The sequence below is a fragment of the Collinsella sp. AM17-1 genome, assembly GCF_003470665.1.
Classification (GTDB): domain Bacteria; phylum Actinomycetota; class Coriobacteriia; order Coriobacteriales; family Coriobacteriaceae; genus Collinsella.
Genome location: NZ_QRJZ01000028.1, coordinates 1 through 17,321, shown reverse-complemented (window position 1 = coordinate 17,321; position 17,321 = coordinate 1). Strand labels below are relative to the sequence as shown.

The 17,321-nt window shown below is 62.1% G+C and carries 11 protein-coding genes; 3 read left to right on the top strand and 8 right to left on the bottom strand.

Going from position 1 to position 17,321, the window contains the following annotated elements; translation table 11 throughout:
• Nucleotides 1-359: 359 nt before the first annotated feature.
• From xdh to DW195_RS09880, 5 genes are all read right to left on the bottom strand, one after another.
• Nucleotides 360-3,137 carry a selenium-dependent xanthine dehydrogenase gene (xdh, locus tag DW195_RS09900; RefSeq protein ID WP_118206608.1) on the bottom strand — a complete coding sequence of 926 codons (2,778 nt, stop codon included), beginning with the start codon at nt 3,135-3,137 and terminating at the stop codon, nt 360-362.
• Nucleotides 3,138-3,149: 12 nt separating this feature from the next.
• Entirely contained in the window at nt 3,150-3,629 is a 480-nt protein-coding gene (locus DW195_RS09895; protein ID WP_118206607.1) for a 4Fe-4S binding protein, read from the bottom strand.
• A gap of 11 nt (nt 3,630-3,640) precedes the next feature.
• Nucleotides 3,641-6,640: a putative selenate reductase subunit YgfK gene (ygfK, locus tag DW195_RS09890; RefSeq protein ID WP_118206606.1), complete on the bottom strand. Its 3,000-nt coding sequence runs from the start codon at nt 6,638-6,640 to the stop codon at nt 3,641-3,643.
• 148 nt (nt 6,641-6,788) lie between these two features.
• Nucleotides 6,789-8,144 (bottom strand): putative aminohydrolase SsnA, encoded by a 1,356-nt coding sequence (gene ssnA, locus DW195_RS09885; RefSeq protein ID WP_118206605.1) that lies wholly within the window; start codon nt 8,142-8,144, stop codon nt 6,789-6,791.
• A 195-nt stretch (nt 8,145-8,339) separates the two neighbouring features.
• Nucleotides 8,340-9,734 carry a uracil-xanthine permease family protein gene (locus DW195_RS09880; protein WP_055285183.1) on the bottom strand — a complete coding sequence of 465 codons (1,395 nt, stop codon included), beginning with the start codon at nt 9,732-9,734 and terminating at the stop codon, nt 8,340-8,342.
• Nucleotides 9,735-10,086: 352 nt separating this feature from the next.
• Between DW195_RS09880 and DW195_RS09875 the strand changes: the two genes are divergently transcribed.
• Complete coding sequence (locus DW195_RS09875) at nt 10,087-10,743, top strand: transcriptional regulator (RefSeq protein ID WP_233503003.1); 657 nt, start codon at nt 10,087-10,089, stop codon at nt 10,741-10,743.
• Nucleotides 10,744-10,865: 122 nt separating this feature from the next.
• Here DW195_RS09875 and DW195_RS09870 read toward each other — a convergent pair whose 3' ends face one another.
• On the bottom strand, nt 10,866-11,243 hold the full coding sequence (locus DW195_RS09870; RefSeq protein WP_089572469.1) for a RidA family protein: 378 nt from the start codon (nt 11,241-11,243) through the stop codon (nt 10,866-10,868).
• Between the two features lie 298 nt (nt 11,244-11,541).
• Between DW195_RS09870 and DW195_RS09865 the strand changes: the two genes are divergently transcribed.
• Together DW195_RS09865 and DW195_RS09860 are read left to right on the top strand one after the other, a co-directional pair.
• Nucleotides 11,542-14,037, top strand: coding sequence for a U32 family peptidase (locus tag DW195_RS09865; protein WP_118206604.1), 2,496 nt, complete (start codon nt 11,542-11,544; stop codon nt 14,035-14,037).
• A gap of 15 nt (nt 14,038-14,052) precedes the next feature.
• On the top strand, nt 14,053-14,712 hold the full coding sequence (locus DW195_RS09860) for an RluA family pseudouridine synthase (protein WP_233503995.1): 660 nt from the start codon (nt 14,053-14,055) through the stop codon (nt 14,710-14,712).
• A gap of 398 nt (nt 14,713-15,110) precedes the next feature.
• On the opposite strand, the gene DW195_RS09855 is transcribed toward DW195_RS09860, so the two are convergent.
• Nucleotides 15,111-15,857, bottom strand: a complete 747-nt coding sequence (locus tag DW195_RS09855) for a DeoR/GlpR family DNA-binding transcription regulator (RefSeq protein WP_118206603.1) — start codon at nt 15,855-15,857, stop codon at nt 15,111-15,113.
• 3 nt (nt 15,858-15,860) lie between these two features.
• Entirely contained in the window at nt 15,861-16,940 is a 1,080-nt protein-coding gene (locus DW195_RS09850; protein WP_118206602.1) for a Gfo/Idh/MocA family protein, read from the bottom strand.
• Nucleotides 16,941-17,321 lie beyond the last annotated feature (381 nt).

Genomic DNA, 17,321 nt, shown 5'->3' with positions numbered 1-17,321 from the left:
GCGCCGCGCTGGGAAGGGCCGCGTAGCGGTCCAAGAAATCGTCCGCAGTCCCGACGCACTTTCCGGATGGTAGGCCTAACGGAAAGCGTGTCCCAGAATGAACGCTCAAACTGGGATGCAGTTTCCAAGTGAACGACAACCGGAAAGTGTGTCCCATTCCAGGCGCGGATTCCGGGATGCACTTTCCGTTTGAAGCTCCAACCGGAAAGCGCATCCCATTCTGAGCGCCAATTCCGGGACGCAGTTTCCGCTCCAAACAAAAGGCCCCGGCTCGCGATGGAACTGGGGCCAAAGGCGCAGCATATACAGTTGATGTTGAGCGCGAACAGCCCGTCAGCAATGGCCGTCCGCGCTCTACTCTACCCGCGGTGACGGGCGCGGCTGTAGGGCGTATCCACCATGGGCAGATCCGGACGCAGCTTGCCGTCGAATGCGCGGTAGGCATTCTGCACGGCGGGCGCCGTGGGGATCGTTGCAATCTCGCCGATGCCCTTGCCACCATATGCCACGGGCAGCAGCTCGTCCTTCTCCACGTAGATGGCGTGGATATCCGGAATCTCGGGCGCACGGAACAGCCCGAGCGTGCCGTACCTTGCCTGGGGTACGCAGTCCTTGAGCGGCCAGTCCTCGGTAAGCGCATAGCCCATACCCATGAGCACGCCGCCTTCGATCTGGCCCTGGATGGAGATGGGGTTGACCACCTTGCCGGAATCGTGCGCGGCATAGACCTCGCTCACGCGGCCGTCATCGTCCAGAATGGCCACGTGCGTGGCAAAGCCGTAGCAGATGTGGCTCTTGGGATTGGGGACGTCGGCGCCCAGTTTGTCGGTCGGCTCCAGATACACGTAGCCAAACTCGCATCCCTCGAGCGCCTTGATGGCGGCCGCGGGATCCTGAGGATGCATGCCCTGGCCGGCGACGAGCTCCTGTGTGCGTAGCTGATAGGCGCGACCGTCGTCGTACTCGATCTTGACGCCGTCACCATGGGCGCTCACCGGGGCGGTAGGCGCAGGCTTACCGGCCTCGATGCCAACCATGGCATCGCGCAGCAGGAAGGCGGCGCCGCGCACGGCCTCGCCGGTCACGACCGTCTGGCGCGAGCCAGACGTGGTGCCGGAGTCGGGAGCGTTCTCGGTGGAGCACTCGCCGTTGGCAATGCAGCTCAGCGGCAGACCGCACGCCTCGGCAACGTCCTGCAAAAAGACCGTGTTGCAGCCCTGGCCGATGTCGGACGTGGCGGCGTAGACCACGGCCACGCCGTTCTCGATGCGGATCTTGCAGCGGCCGGCATCGGGCAGGCCCACGCCCACGCCGGCGTTCTTCATGGCGCAGGCGATACCGGCGTGTCCGGGATGCGCGTAATAGGCATCCTTGACCTCGAGCAGCGTCTCCTTAAGCGCCGTGGAGCAATCGGCGATCTGGCCGTTGGGCAAAACCTCGCCCGGCTCGATGGCGTTACGGTAGCGGATCTCCCACGGATCCAGGCCGACCTTCTCGGCCAGTAGGTCAATCAGGCTCTCGAGTGCAAACTCGGACTGGCAAACGCCAAAGCCACGGTACGCGCCGGCAGGCGGGTTGTTAGTGTAGTAGCCAAAACCGCGAATGTCGGTGTTCTGGTACTTGTAGGGACCGACGGCATGCGTGCAGGCACGCTCGAGCACCGGGCCGCACAGCGAAGCGTAGGCGCCGGTATCAAAGTTGATCTCGCAATCCAGGCCGGTAAAGTTGCCTTCGGCATCGCAGCCCAGTGTAAAGGTGCCGTCCATGGCATGACGCTTGGGATGGAACGCGAGCGACTCGGCACGCGTGAGCTTGCACTTCACAGGACGCTGGAGCTTATAGGCAGCAAGCGCGGCCAGGTGCTGGATCGAAACGTCCTCCTTACCGCCAAAGCCGCCGCCCACGAGCATGGTCTCGACGACCACGCGCTCGGGCTCGTTGTCCCAGCCAAACATGTGGGCACACTCTTTGCGCGTGTCGTAGGCACCCTGGTCGGTCGACTGCACCTTGACGCCGTTCTTGTACGGGAAGGCAACGGCGCACTCGGGCTCCAAGAAGGCATGCTCGGTAAAGGGCGTGGTAAAGCGCTGCGTCACGGTGAACGCGCTTTCGGCCAGCGCCTTGGCGGCGTCGCCGCGCGTCACGTGGCGACTCTGACACACGTTGTCCTTGAGCTCCACCGTGTTGCCGAAGGCAAAGAAGCTGTCGTGCAGGCGCGGGGCGTCGGCGGCCCTGGCCTCGACAATGTTACGCACGGGCTCCAGCGGCTCGTAATCAATCTTTACGAGCTTCTTGGCCTTCTCGAGCGTCGCTTCGTCCTCGGCAACCACCAGCACAATGGCATCGCCCACGCAGCGGGTGATGTCGCCCTGGGCGATCATGACGTCCCAGTCCTGGATAAGGTGGCCGACCTGGTTGACCGGCACGTCCTCGGCGCGCAGGATACCCACCACACCGGGCAGGGCCTCGGCCTTGGAGGTATCGATGGAGAGCACACGGGCGCGCGGGTACTTGGAGCGCACGGCGCTGGCATAGGTCAGGCCCGGCTGGTCGATCTCGTCGATGTCGTCGGGGTACTTGCCCTCGCCGAGCACCTTCTTGCGCACGTCGATGCGGAAGGCGCGCTTGCCCACGCCGTAGTCATCGCCGCGCTCCAGATCCTCGTCGATCTGCTTTTCGCCGCGGAGTACCGCAGCGGCCAGCGAGATGCCCTCGATAATCTTTTTGTAGCCGGTGCAGCGGCAGACGTTGCCGCGGATGGCGTACTTGATCTGCTCCTCGGTGGGCTCGGGGTCCTCGGCGATGAGCGCCGCACCCGCCATGACCATGCCGGGGATGCAAAAACCGCACTGCACGGCACCCACGGCGCCAAAGGCGTACACAAAGGCCTCGCGCACGTCCTGGGGCAGGCCCTCGACGGTCACGATGTTGCGGCCGGCGGCAAGAGCGGTGGTCAGTACGCATGCCTTGACGGCCGCGCCGTCTACATGGATGGTGCAGGTACCGCAGGCGCCCTCGGAGCAGCCGTCCTTAGCGGAATGGATGTGCAGGTCGTCGCGCAAGTAGCGGAGCAGCGGCTTGTTCTGAGTCGTCGTGCGCTCGACGCCGTTAACGGTAAAAGTGAATTCCTGTGCCATGGTGATTCCCTTCTACACGCCGGCGGCGATGCCGGTGCGGTCGTGAATGGCGCCATGCGGGCAGACGACGGCGCACATGCCGCACGACAGGCAGTCCGCGCCGTCGATATGGGCGCAGTTGTCCTCGATGCGGATAGCGCCGGCAGGGCACTTTTTAGCGCACATGCCGCAACCGATGCAGCTCGTGTCGCAGATCTTGCGCGCAATGGCGCCCTTGTCGGTGTTGTTACAGCGCACCAGAATGTTCTGGTAGCCGGGAACGAAGGCAATCACGCGCTGCGGGCACGCCATGCCGCACAGGCCACAGCCCGTGCACTTGGAGCGATCCACGCGGGCGATGCCATCGACCAGCGCAATGGCGCCGTGGGGGCAGGCCGTGACACAGGCGCCACAGCCAATGCAGCCTTCGCTGCAGCGGGCGTCGCCGCCTGCGGAGGTGCAACCGCTTCCGCAGGCAACGTAGGCCACGTTATGTTGAATGGATTTGGCCATAAGAGACTCGCCTATTTCTTAAGAAGGTACGAATAGTTGTCGCGCACAGCCCTGATGGTCAGGCGGACAGCCTCGGGAAGGCCGGTGTTGACGGCATCGACCGAGACGGTGCGGACCGTGCCGGCGACGCGGACCTTAAAGTGATCCTCGTCCACGGCCAGGAAGCCCTCGTTCTCGGAGTTCTCCATGTCCTGCTCGCTCCAGAACAGGGTGAGCTTGTCCTTGTAGGGACGACCCTCCTGGTAGGGGCAGAACACGGCGCAGTTGCCGCACTCGTTGCACATGCCGTCGACATGGACGACCTGATGCTTGGCCAGGCCCGGCACCTTGATGGCAACGTTGGCGCGGTTGGGGCACACGTCGCAGCAGACCTCGCACACCGAGCCGCAGCCCAGGCAGCGAGTCTTGGTGCAGTTGCGCTTGTCGCGGCACAGCGACCCCTTGCGCTCGTAACAGGTGTCCTCGCGGCCGGTTTGCTCGTTGCAGTCGGCGTACTTGTTAAAGTCCACGCCGGCGATGGCACGAGCGACCTCGGCGGCATCGGCGATAGCCTCGACCACGGTGGCCGGACCGCGACGGCAGTCACCCGCAGCCCAAACGCCCTCGACACCGGTGGAGGTGGCGGCAAGGCGACCGCGACGGTCGTGCTCGACGCCCGCGGCATCGTACAGGCTGGCATCGATGCCCTCGCCCACGGCGCAGATCACCGTGGTGGCGGAAAGCTCAACGGTCTCACCCGTGGCGACAGGGCTGCGACGGCCGCTTGAGTCCGGCTCGCCAAGCTCCATAACATCGCAGGTCAGCACGGCACCGTTGAGCGCCTTGGGCGCCAGCAGCTCGCAGAACTCAACGCCGTCGGCAAGAGCAAGATCGAGCTCTTCCTCGTCGGCGGGCATCTGCTTCTTGGTGCGGCGGTAGACCAAGCGCACGTTCTTCACGCCAGCCAGGCGCTTGGCCACGCGGGCCGCGTCCATGGCGGTATTGCCGGCGCCAATGACCACGACATCCTCGCCCAGCTCGAGCTTCTCGCCCTTCTTGGCGGCCTCGAGGAACTCCAGCACGTCGAGCTCGGCACCCTCGCCCAGGCCCGCAGAGCCGGGCATCCAGGCACCGGTGGCCACGACCACGTCGGTAAAGCCCTGGGCCTTGAGCTCGTCAATGGAATCCACGCGGGCATTGAGCTGCACCTTGGCACCAAAGACCAGGCAGAGCTCGGCATCGTGGGAGATATCGTCGCTGGCGATACGGAACTCGGGGATCACGTGACGGACCACGCCGCCGAGCGAATCGCGGGCCTCAAAGATGGTGACGGGCACGCCGGCGCGCGTCAGGAAGAACGCCGTCGCCAGACCGGCCGGGCCGCCGCCGATAACGGCAACGTTGCGCTCGCCGTCGTTGGCGATGGCCTGGGCGCGCAGCTTGGGCAGCACGGCGGTCATGGCCTCGCGGGCGGCCTTGAGCTTGCTGGCGCGAATCTGGGCGCCCTCGGGCTCGTAGAACGCACGCTCGCAGGCACGGCCGCAGGGATGCGGGCAGATGGTGCCGGTAATGAACGGCAGGGCGTTGCGCTCGATGATAATGTTGAGCGCGTCCTCGTAGCGGCCCTCGTCAACAGCCGCCAGATAGGCGGGAATATCCTGCTGGATGGGGCAGCTCGTGCGGCACGGCGTGGTAAAGCAGTCGGAAAGCGGGCTCTTGCCGGCGACCTTGCGGTCGGGCAGCGGGCGTAGCGGCTTCTTGTAGAGCGGGTTGGTGAGCGAATCGGCCTGAATCGCGGTCACGGCATCGAGAGAGACACCCTCAAACGGCTTGCCGTCCAGATCGGTAAACTCGCCGGCCATCTGGCTAAAGCGCTCGTAGCCACCGGGCTTGAGCACGTCGGTCGCCAGGGTGACAGGCCAAATGCCGGCATCGTACAGGGCGCGGATGTTGTAGACCGTAGCACCGCCGGAGTAGCTGATGCGCAGCTTGCCATCGAACTGCTCGGTAATGCGACGGGCGGCCTCGATGGTCAGCGAGAACAGCGAACGGCCCGACATGTACATCTCGGTGGAGGGCAGCTCGTCCCTGGTCACGTCGACGGGGAACGTGTTGGTCAGCTTGACGCCAAACTCCAAGCCGTGCTCGGCGCACAGGGCAATCAGGCGCTCGAACATGGGCACGGCGTCGGCCCACTGCAGGTCCTCGCGGAAGTGCGTGTCATCGAAGACGATGTAGTCAAAGCCCAGCTCGTTGAGGCGCTGGCGGGCAAACTCATAGCCCAGCAGCGTGGGGTTGCACTTGATGTAGGTGTTGAGGCCCTTCTCGGTGATCAGATAGGTCGCGATGCGCTCAATCTCCGCCGGCGGGCAGCCATGCAGCGTGGACTCGGTAATGGAGTTGGAGACGCGTGCCGGGATGGACTCGACAAACGCGGCATCGACATGCTCAAACTTGTCCAGGTTAGCGAGCGCCCACGTGCGGCACTCGTTCCAGACGTCGGAGCCGTTGGCGTCCTTCATGCCCTCGATGTACGCATCGACCTTGGGGCTCTTAATGCCCTCCAGGTCATAACCCACGGACATGTTGAAGACAAAGCCGTCCGGGCTGCCCAAGCCGTACTCGCGAGCGATCAGGTGGCAGGCGAACCATGCCTTCACGTACTCGGCAAAGGCCTGCGGAACCTCGAGCTCGGTCGACCACTCGCAGTTGTAGCACTCGTCCTGCGCCACGATACAGGGCTTGTTAACGCACTTGGAGAGCTCCTCGCCGTCCATAACCTGAACGGTCTTAAGCTCAAAGAAGCGGGAACCGGCCACGTAGGACGCCACGATGTTCTGGGCCAGCTGCGTATTGGGACCGGCGGCCGGGCCAAACGGAGTCTCGATGCGCTCGTCAAAAATGGGGAGCGCACCCTCCTGGTTGGTCGTGACCATCTTGCGCACGCCAAAGATGGCGTCCTGGGTCTTGTGCTCCTCGATGATCCAGTTCATCAGCTGCGAAAACGGGATCGGCCTCATGATGTCGCTCATAGTGAGCTCCTCTCTGTAACGCCCGGCGAGACCGCGCGGCGGGCGCAAATACGGTGTAGCGCTAGCACAGCGCCGGCGACCCCGCGGAGGTCGCCTATACGCGCGTCGGATGCGGCGAAACATCCGACGCGCGTGAATCTACTTGTAATTAGTAGGCGCGATCGTTAAGCGTGCTCCAGAGCTTCTTGGACTCGGCCATGGTCCACGCGTTGATCTTGTCCTCATCAATGCCAACGAACTCGCGATCCTTGTACAGGACGCGGCCGTTGATGATGGTGGTACGGCAGTTTTTGCCCATCATGCCAAAGAGCATGTGGCCGTCGATGTTCTCCTCGCTCAGCGGCGTAAAGGGCTTGTAGTCCATGACGATGACGTCGGCGGCGGCGGCGGGTTCAAGCACGCCGAGCTTGCGATCGAAGTACTTGCTCGCCATCTTGGCGTTGTTCTCAAAGAGCATCGTCATGGCCTCGCACCAGCCCACGTTGGGCATAGCGGCGTTGTGGCGCTGAATGATCAGGAAGACCTTGAGGCTCTCGAGCATATCGTGGGTGTAGGCGTCGGTGCCCATGCACACGGGGATGCCGCGGCGGAAGAACTCGAGCACGGGGGCGCAGCCCACGGCGTTGCCCATATTGGATTCGGGGTTGTTGACGAGCCAGGTACCGGACTCCTTGACGATATCCATCTCGGCGGGCGTCACGTGGATGCAGTGGCCCAGCATGGTGTCGGGACCCAGCAGGTTGTGCTGCAGCAGGCGCTCGACGGGGCTGATGCCGCCGCGGTTGAGGCGGGAATCCCACACGTCGTTCATACCCTCGCATACGTGGATGTGGAAGCCGGTCAGGCCGTTGTTGGCCTCGGCCATCTTGTCCATGGTCTCGTCCGACAGCGTAAAGGTGGCGTGACCGCCAAACATGGCGGCGATCATGTGGTTGTCGTTATCGCGACGCTCCTTGGCGGCCCACTGGGCAAACTCGGCGTTCTCGGCAATGGCCTGGTCACATTTTTCCTGACCGCGGCGGTCGGAGACCTCGTAGCACAGGCACGAACGCATGCCCAGCTCCTGAGCTGCATCCTTAATGGTAAAGAGGCTTCCCGGAATCTCGCAGAAGCTCGCATGGTGATCGAAGATCGTTGTGACGCCATCGCGGATGGAGTCCAGAATCGTGGCATAGGCGCTGGCCTTGGTGCCGTCGAGCGTCAGGTTGTCGTCAATCTTCCACCACTGCTGCTCAAGATTCTCCAGGAAGTTGGTGGGGTTGCAGCCCTTAATGGCAAGGCCGCGAGCCAGACCCGAGTAGATGTGGGTATGGCAGTTGATAAGTCCGGGCATGATGAGGTTGCCCCGGGCGTCGACGTACTCGGCACCCGGGTACTTGACCTTGAGCTCGCACTCGGGGCCCACTTCGACGATCGTATCTCCGTCAATGGCGACTGCACCGTTGGGGATGAACGGGGCCTGAGCGTTGCGGGTAAAGACGGAACCGTTAGCGACCAGAAGCATGGATGCTCCCTTCGACATCAGAGGCGGGGTTTGACACCTCTGACATGGCGGAGTGCGAAGCGCCGGCCTACACCGGAAACGGGCCCTCTCCCGTCAACGCTTCACCAAAGGGACAGACCCTTTGAAGTGCGGCTTGGCGCCGCATGACGTCAGCGGACGAGGCGATGTGTCCGCCGACGAATAGCACCGAATTGGTTACTTCTTGCTCTCGGGCAAGACCAGATCCACGGCAGCGTCCTTGGCAGCATCGATGTGCTGAGCCACGACCGGCGTCTGCGGAAGGATCAGGTTAAGGACAATGGCCATGATGGCGGTGGGGGTTACGGCATTGGAGCCGATGACGGTGGACACCCAGGCGGGCATACCCTCGCCGGCAAGGCAACCGCTGGCCATCCAGATACCCAGGCCAAAGACGACGGAGGTGCCGACGATGGTGGTAGTGCGCTGCGTGAGGCCCTCGCGGGTGAACATGCGCACGCCGTTCATGGTGATGGTGCCAAACACGCCCACGGTAGCACCGCCGATGACGGGCTGCGGGATAGCGGAAAGGACGGCAGAGAGCTGCGGGAACAGACCGGCGATGGCAAAGACGGCAGCGATGATCACAAAGACCCACTTGTTGACGACCTTGTTGGAGCAGATGATGCCCACGTTCTGGCCAAGGGCGCTGGTGGGAAGACCGCCCAGCAGGCCGCCGACCATAGAGGTAAGGCCCTGGGACACGATAGCGCCGGAGAGCTCGCGCTCGGTGGGCATACGGTCGATGGAGCCCAGGCAGGCGGCGGAGACGTCACCGATAACCTGGATGGCAACCATGGGGAACACGACGGCGAGGGTAATGCAGACCTCGGGATCAAACTCGAGCGCGTAGGGCATGAGCTTGGGAAGGGCGAAGACCTGAGCGGTGGCGACGCTGGAGAAGTCGATCATGCCGAAGGGGATGGAGACGATCATGCCAACGATCATGCCAAAGAACACGGAGCCCAGCTTGAGCGTGCCCTTGCCAAAGTTGGCGAGCGCAAAGACCACGGCGAAGGTGATAAGAGCGACGCACCAGGCCTGCGGGGTGCCCCACAGCGGCGTGCCCATGCCGCCGGCCATGTACTTGACGGCCGTGGGATAGAGAGAGACGCCAATGGAGAAGATGACCGTACCGGTCACGACGGGCGGGAACAGCCACTTGATCTTGCTGTAGGCCAGACCAAAGAGGACCGCGACGGCGCCGCCGACGATCTCGCCGCCCAGCAGCGCACCAAAGCTAAAGCCCGAGGCACCCATGGCCTGCAGGGCCGGCAGGAACGCGAACGAAACGCCCATGACGATGGGCAGGCCGCCGCCGATGCGACGGAAGGGGGCAAAGGCCTGAAGGGCCGTGTCGATCGCCGAAAGAATGAGCGCGACCTGGATGATGTCGGTGCTCTGCTGGCTATTAAAGCCGTAGACACCGGCCATGATGACAGCCGGGGTGATGATACCGGCAAACGAAGCCAGTACGTGCTGAAGGGCACACGGGATCATTTCCTTAACGGGAGGCATGCCTTCACGAGTGAACAGGGCTTCAGTGCCGTTCGTAACCGTCTCCTGGGTCATTTGACCACCAATCCTCGAAGTAGTTGTTTTCGCATCTAACGCTCTATTGTGACGCAGTGCGGGGTTGAGGTTGTGCCTTCGTTGCATATCGTATTAAAGATGATTCTCATTCTCAATAATAATTTTTTGTTATCAGACTATTCTTCGGCTGAAATAACTCGTTTCCGCAGGTCAGGAATGTGTCTGGTCTAAATAACATCTTACTTTTCTTTTGGTCGACCGTTTACCGCCAAAATCATACCGTTCGTCTGCATTACGCAATGTACCTGCGGATATACGAGATGATGAGCAGCGTGTTACCATGAGAAAAAATTGTTATGAACATTTCCGATTTCACCCAAAGGAGTTGCCCGTGAACGAGACCGTACGCCGCTTTTTGCCGATGGTCGATTTCCTGGAGCAGATACTCGGCAAGAACAGCGAGATCGTGCTGCACGATTTCTCGGATCCCGACCACGCCATCGTCGATATTCGCAACGGCATCGTGAGCGGCCGTAAGATCGGCGGTCCTGCCACCGATCTGGCGCTCAAGATCATGCACGACCCCAAGTATCGCGACCTGCCGTTTATTACGGGCTACGAGGGCCGCGGCGCCGGCGGCAAAACGCTGGAGTCGGCGACGTACTTTATCCGCGAGGATAACGAGATCGTCGGTATGCTCTGCGTCAACACCGACCTCTCGACCGTGCGCTCCATCAACACCATGGCGCAGCAGCTCATGGCATGCTTCGACGCGGCGCCGACGCGCACGGAGCCCGCCCCTATCGAGGTCGAAAGCCTTTCGGAGTCCACGCAGGAGCTCATCGACCGCAGCATTGCCGAGTTGCTGAGCGCGCGCGGGCTGGATGTAGCGTCGCTTGGTCAGAGCGACCGCGTGGACGTCATTCGCCATCTCAACGGCAACGGGGTGTTCATGCTCAAGGGCGCTGTGGCCTGCGCCGCCACCGCGCTGGGCATTTCGGAGCCCAGCGTCTACCGCTACCTGCAAAAAGTCCGCAAGGAGGGCTAAACGTGATCCCTTGGGGACGAAGGGAAACGGATCATTTTTGTCGCATCGCTTGACAAAAGACCCTGCAGCTCGCACGCGCTGCAGGGTCTTTTTGCATGTCATGTTTAGTTGTTGCCAACGCCTTAGAGAGCGGCGACAACCTCGATCTCGACCAGACCGCCAGCCGGAAGGGCGGCAACCTGGAAAGCGCTGCGCGCGGGGAACGGAGCCTCGAACTTGGAGGCGTAAATCTCGTTCACGGCGGCAAAGTCGGCGATGTCAGCCAGGTAGACCGTGGTCTTGACGACATCGGCAAACGTGGCGCCGGCAGCGGTCAGCAGAGCCTCGACGTTGGCGAGGGACTGCTTGGCCTGGGCCTCGACACCCTCGGGCAGCTTGCCGGTCGCGGGATCGATGCCCAGCTGGCCGGACAGGAACACCATGTTGCCAGTCTGGATACCGGGGGAATACGGGCCGATGGCTGCGGGTGCGTTATCGGAAGACACGACGGTCTTGCTCATGTTTTTCTCCTTACAAGTAAAAGGGAACGGGAGCGCGGCGTTCACACCGGGAGGCACAGTTCGGTCTGAACACCGCGCTTGATTGGGATAGTACTCAAGGTTTCCGCGCGATGCAATATTATTATCACGTTGCGAGAATATTTTATCGCCCAACGGTTTCCCCGGACCGCTGAACGGTTCTCATGTGGAGCAGCCAGTCCAAGCTGCTGAAGACTTTATCCCGCTTAGAGCACAGGCATCGCCTGCCGCGACGGCACCACTATACTTTTGAGTATCTGAGCATTTTGAAAGGCAGGATATGACCGCAACCGCCAGTCGAACCACCAACCGCAGGCCCGAGCTTTTGGCGCCCGCCGGAGGGCCCGAGCCCTTTGCCGCCGCACTCGCCGCCGGGGCAGACGCCATCTACTGCGGCATGGGCAGCTTCAACGCACGCCGCAAGGCCACCAACTTTACCGACGAGGCCTTTGAGCAGGCCTGCCGCGCCGCGCATCTGGCCGGCTCGCGCGTCTACGTCACGGTCAACATCGTCATCAAGGAATCCGAGATGAGCGATGCGCTGCAGCTCATCCATCGCTGCTCCACGCTGGGCGCCGACGCCTTCATCATCCAGGACTGGGGCCTGTTCTTTGAGGTCAAGCGCACGATGCCCAGCATCGAGACACACATCTCGACCCAGGCGAACATCCACGACGACCGCGGAACCCTTTGGTGCCGCGAGCAGGGCGCCGACCGCGTGACCCTCTCGCGCGAGCTTTCCATCGACGAGATTGCCGCCATTCACGATGCCGCGCCCGATGTGGACCTTGAGGTCTTTAGCCATGGCGCCATCTGCTTTTGCTACTCTGGCCTGTGTCTGCTTTCGAGCTTTGCCATGGCGGGCCGCTCGGCCAACCGCGGCATGTGCGCTCAACCCTGTCGCCTGCCTTACGAGCTGATCGACGAGAACGGCCGCTCGCTCTCCCCTGCCGGTCGCGAGCGCGCGCTGTGCCCGCGCGACACCAACACTTCGCAGCTTGTTCGCCGTCTGTATGACGCCGGCGCCGCATCGCTCAAGCTCGAGGGCCGCATGAAGGCTCCCGATTACGTGTATTCCATCGTCGACGTGTATCGTCATCAGATTGACGATATGCTGGCCGATGTTTCGACCTCTAAGGACGAGGAAGCCGCCCGTCAGCGCCAGCTCAAGCGCTGCTTTAACCGCGACTTTACGCACGCCTATCAGGACGGCACCTCGGGCGACGAGATGATGAGCTATGAGCGTTCCAACAACCGCGGACAGATCGTGGGCACGGTGCTGGGCAGCCGCCCGGCCAACCGCGATGTGCGCGGCCTCAAGCCCGACGACCGCCGTCGCCGCGCCGCCATCGCCCGCATTGAGCTGTTTGAGCCCGTGGGCAAGGGCGACCTGCTGGAGCTTCGCCACGATAACGAGTTTGACCAGTTCCTGACCACCATTGCCGCCGATGATGCCGCTGCCGGCGATGTTATCGAGTGTCGCGCGCCCCGTAGCATGCCCGAGGGCTGCCGCGTCCGCGTGATTCGCAGCCAGCGTGCCATCGACGCCGCCGGCGCCGCGCTCAAGCGCGATGTGCTGCGCCGCCGCGCTGTTGATGTGTCCGTCGTGGCGCGCCTGGGCAAGCCGTTTACTGTCACACTCACCTGCTGTGACGACCCCGCGCTCACCGCCACCGCCACGGGCTTCACCGTCGAGGCCGCCAAGACCCGTGCGGTCGAGGCGTCCGATCTGGTTGAGCACGTCGGGCGCATGGGCTCCTCTCCCTTTGAGGCCGCGAGCTTTGACGTGGCCCTCGACGAGAGTTGCGGCATGGGCTTTTCCGCCGTGCACAAGGTGCGCGCCGCCGCTTGTAAGGCGCTGGAAGAGGCCATTCTGGCACCGTATGAGGAGCGCGCCCGCACGCTCGAGCTACCGGCGACTGTCACCAATGATTCCCGCCCCGCGCCCGAGCACTACCGCGATGAGCCGCAGATCTGCGCTACCGTCACCTCGCTCGAGGCCGCCGAGGCCGCTCGCGCGGAGGGTGCAACGCGCATCTACATGACCACCGACGCGCTCGAGGCTGTCGGACTCTCCCCTGCCGATGCATTTGAGCAGGGTATTGTGCCCGCACTCGACGAGGTCTGCCGCGCCGTTGACCACGTCCGCGTTGACCCATGGGTTGTTGCCGGCGCCACGGTCGCTATTGGCAACATCTCTGAGCTTGCCCTGGCCGCCCAGGTTGGCGCCACAGCCGAGATTCGCTCTTGCCTGCCGGTGCACAACACGCCCTGCATGGAGGCGCTTGCCGAGCGCGGAGCCGGTGCGTTTTGGCTCTCGCCCGAGATCACGCTCGACGAGATTGTCTCGCTCGGTGCCGCCGCGCCCGCGGCTCTAGGCATCACCGTCTTTGGCCGCCCGCGCGTCATGACAAGCGAGCATTGCATTCTGCAGGTTGCCAACGGTTGCATCCACGATTGTGCCAGCTGCCGCCTGCGTGCCCGTAAGCTCTCGCTCAAGAATATCGACGGAAAGGTCATGCCCGTGCGCACCGACATCCACGGCCGCTCTCGCTTGTACGACGCCTACCCCATCGACCTTACGCCGCAGGTACCGCAGTTGCTCGACGCCGGCGTCCGTCGTCTTATGGTCGACGGAACCTTGCTCGAGGCCGATGAGATTGGCCGTGCCGTCGCTCGCGTCCGTCGCGCCGTCGAGGCGGCTCAAGCCGGCCGCAAGCCCGCCGCCCGCCTGCGCGGCGCCACCTCGGGCTGCATGTTTGTGGGAATTAGCTAACCGAAAGGCTTACACGTGAACGAAGAACCTCAAGTCCTCTACTGCGACGCCTGGCTCATGGCCATCGATAAGCCTGCCGGCATGATCGTCCACGGTGACGGCACCGGCGAGCGCACACTTACCGACTACGCCAGTGACCTGCTGCTGGCGATGGGCGACGGCTTTGCCGCGACCGACATGCAGCCGCTCAACCGCCTGGACCGCAACACCACCGGCGTGGTGCTGTTCTCGCTCGACAAGCAGACGCAACCCGCTTTTGACCAGATGATCATCGACCACGCATTCGAAAAGCACTATCTGGCGCTCGCCGAGGGCAAGATCGACTGGAACGAAAAGCTCATCGACAAGCCCATCGCCCGCGACCGCCACGACAGCCGAAAGATGCGCGTCGGCGCCAGCGGCAAGCCGTCTCAAACGCGCGTGAAGGTGCTCAAGCGCCTTAAGAGCCGCCGTGGTCTGCCCACGCGCTCGTATATCGATGTCGAGTTACTCACCGGCCGCAAGCATCAGATTCGCGTGCACCTGGCGAGCGAGCGTCATCCCCTTGTTGGCGACGACCTATACGGAACGCCGCGCCCCTGCGGCCTGATGCTCCACGCCCACAGCGTGTCCTTCACGCACCCCGTAACCGGTGAGCACATCCACATCGAAGCTCCCTGCCCCTGGGAGCCCTAAAACCCGCCAAAAAGGGACAGGTTTATTTTGGCAGGTTTTATCTGGGCAAACGTCAAGCCGCCACGATGGCTCAGCCGCGGCGCCAAAACGTCTCGATCTATAACAGTTAGAACCCATTTTCCGGTCTATCTGTTACAGATCGAGACATTCGAATCCCCCTTAGGGGAAAATCTCAATCTGTAACAATAACTCGGCAAGATCGGACCCAGCTGTTACAGATCGAGACAAAGGGACGACGCGGTTCGGAAGTATCTCGATCTGTAACACTTGGCCCACTTTTAACGGTCTAGTTGTTACAGACTTAGACAAACCGGTAGACAACAAAAGCGGCAACGCCCGTAATGGACGTTGCCGCTTTTCTATTGAGAAAACAAAATGGTTTTGGCCTTGTCCCGTCGCTAGACCGTAATGACGTTGTCCATCGACTGGTACTTGGCGGGCACCTCGCCTGCGGTAATAATCGTTGCGTCGCGGAAGTCCGCGAACTTGACGGGCGCCACCATGCCAAATTTACTGGCGTCCGAGATTACGAAGCGCTTGGCTGTATGACGCATCGAGATGCGCTTTACTTGCGCTTCCTCGATATCGGGCGCCGTGAAGCCCTGCTCGGCGGCAATGCCGTTAGAGCCCCAAAAGCCACAGTTGAAGTTGTAGCGGTCTAAGGTTGCCAAGGCATCGGGGCCAACGAGCGCCTCGGTCTCGGGTTTGAGCTCGCCGCCCAGCACCACGGTACGCATGCCGCGCAAAGCAAGGCGCTGAGCATGGAGCACGGAATCGGTCACATAGGTGACATCTTCAAGGTGTGGAAGATGCTCGATGAGCCTGAGCGTCGTCGATCCCGAGTCGATGTATACAAAGCTCTCAGGCTCCACCAGCGCCGCCGCACGGGCGCAGATACGCTCCTTGTCGTCGTTGTGCAGATCGCTGCGCTCATTGAGCGTCAGGTCGCGCGTCACGCGCGCACGCTCAAGGCTCGTCGCTCCACCGTGGACCTTGGCGATGCGGTGTGCGCGGTCGAGCGTCTGCAGGTCGCGCCGAATGGTAGACGCCGTCACACCCAGTGCCTCAGCAAGCTCTGGCACGGTAACCGAGCCAGCCTGCTGCACCATCGATACGATCGCGTTGAGCCTATCTTCCGCAAGCATCGCTTACTCCTCCTCGGGGTACACGACTCCCCAGTCGGCGCGAAGCTTGGTCATAAGCTCCATAACATCAGAAGCATAATCCAGCAGCTCGCGCTTGGAGTCGTCGCCGGCAACGGCCTTCTCAAGATCGGCCATCTCATAGCAAAGGGCGTAAGCCTCGGTGCCGGCGTTGACCTCCTCGCGGTGGCCATCCTCAGTCCACACGATGGTCGCGTGATCGGCGCGCGGATAATCGTTGACCTCGATATAGCACTTGTCGAAGCTGATGACCGAGCGCTTGGGTTGCTTGGAGTGGAGCGTGAGGCTCACCACGCCCAGCTGCTGTTCGGCATTACGGCAGACGATGCCGCCCGCAACGTCAACGCCGGTCTCGCAGGTGTTGCCCAGCGAGACAACCTCAGCGGGCTGACTTGCCATAAAGAGGCGCATGACGGACAGGGCATAAACGCCAATATCAAGCATGGCGCCACCGGCAAGGTTGCGGTTGTAGAAGCGATTGGTCAAATCACCGTACTCCTTGTAGCTGCCAAAGTTGAGTTGGACGAGATTCATGCGGCCGAACTCACCGACATCCATGCGGCGACGCAGCTCCTGATACAAAGGCATGTGGAGCACCGTGGTGGCGTCCATGAGGGCCACGTTGTGCTCGTCGGCAATGGCGCGGGCCTCGTCAAGCTCAGCGGAATTGAGGGTAATGGCCTTCTCGCAGAGCACGTGCTTACCGGCTGCCAGAGCGGATCGCAGGTAGGTGATGTGAGTGTTGTGCGGCGTGGTGATATAGACTGCGTCAATGTTCGGATCGGCATAGAGGTCCTCGACCGTTTCATAGACCTTCTCAACGCCATACTGCTCTGCAAAAGCCTGAGCCTTGGACAGTGTGCGGTTGGCAACGCCCGCAAGCTTGCGGCCGGCAAGAGCGAGAGACTGGGCCATCTGGTTGGCGATAACACCGCAACCGATCACGGCCCAGCGGAGCTCGGGGGCCGTAAAAATATCGTTGGGGAATGGCTTGTCCTGGACCGAGGCAAATGCCACCTTAGCGGCTGCTTCGGCGTCGAGCGGAGCCTGTTTGGAATCTGCCATGATGTGCCTCCTAAGTCATCGGAAGTCCTTCATTTCTAACAACCCTATATTCGCACAATTGTGCGCGTATCTACTCGTGTTTGCGCGTTTATTTGCTTATCGGTCTATATTTTGCCATGTTTGGCAGATGTCTGTGCGGATATGCGCATTATCGCGCAAGGCTATGCGCATAAATGCGCATACGACGATCCTTGTGGAACATTAAGGAACGAACACCATAGCCATAAAAGACAGAGTAGGCTGTATTACTCCACCCCTCTGGGGGCACCAGACATCAAAGGACCGTCCCAAACTGCCGGCACATAGGGACTGTCCCCAACGACTGGTCAGGGACTGCGGACAAAAAGTTGGACCATCAGGTCCGGTTTGGAGTCCGCATGA

Bases quoted from the DNA above. Each gene is read 5' to 3' on its own strand.
- DW195_RS09895 (WP_118206607.1), bottom strand. From the start codon at position 3,629: ATGGCCAAATCCATTCAACATAACGTGGCCTACGTTGCCTGCGGAAGC.
- ssnA (WP_118206605.1), bottom strand. From the start codon at position 8,144: ATGCTTCTGGTCGCTAACGGTTCCGTCTTTACCCGCAACGCTCAGGCC.
- DW195_RS09880 (WP_055285183.1), bottom strand. From the start codon at position 9,734: ATGACCCAGGAGACGGTTACGAACGGCACTGAAGCCCTGTTCACTCGT.
- xdh (WP_118206608.1), bottom strand. From the start codon at position 3,137: ATGGCACAGGAATTCACTTTTACCGTTAACGGCGTCGAGCGCACGACG.
- DW195_RS09865 (WP_118206604.1), top strand. From the start codon at position 11,542: ATGACCGCAACCGCCAGTCGAACCACCAACCGCAGGCCCGAGCTTTTG.
- ygfK (WP_118206606.1), bottom strand. From the start codon at position 6,640: ATGAGCGACATCATGAGGCCGATCCCGTTTTCGCAGCTGATGAACTGG.
- DW195_RS09850 (WP_118206602.1), bottom strand. From the start codon at position 16,940: ATGGCAGATTCCAAACAGGCTCCGCTCGACGCCGAAGCAGCCGCTAAG.
- DW195_RS09855 (WP_118206603.1), bottom strand. From the start codon at position 15,857: ATGCTTGCGGAAGATAGGCTCAACGCGATCGTATCGATGGTGCAGCAG.
- DW195_RS09870 (WP_089572469.1), bottom strand. From the start codon at position 11,243: ATGAGCAAGACCGTCGTGTCTTCCGATAACGCACCCGCAGCCATCGGC.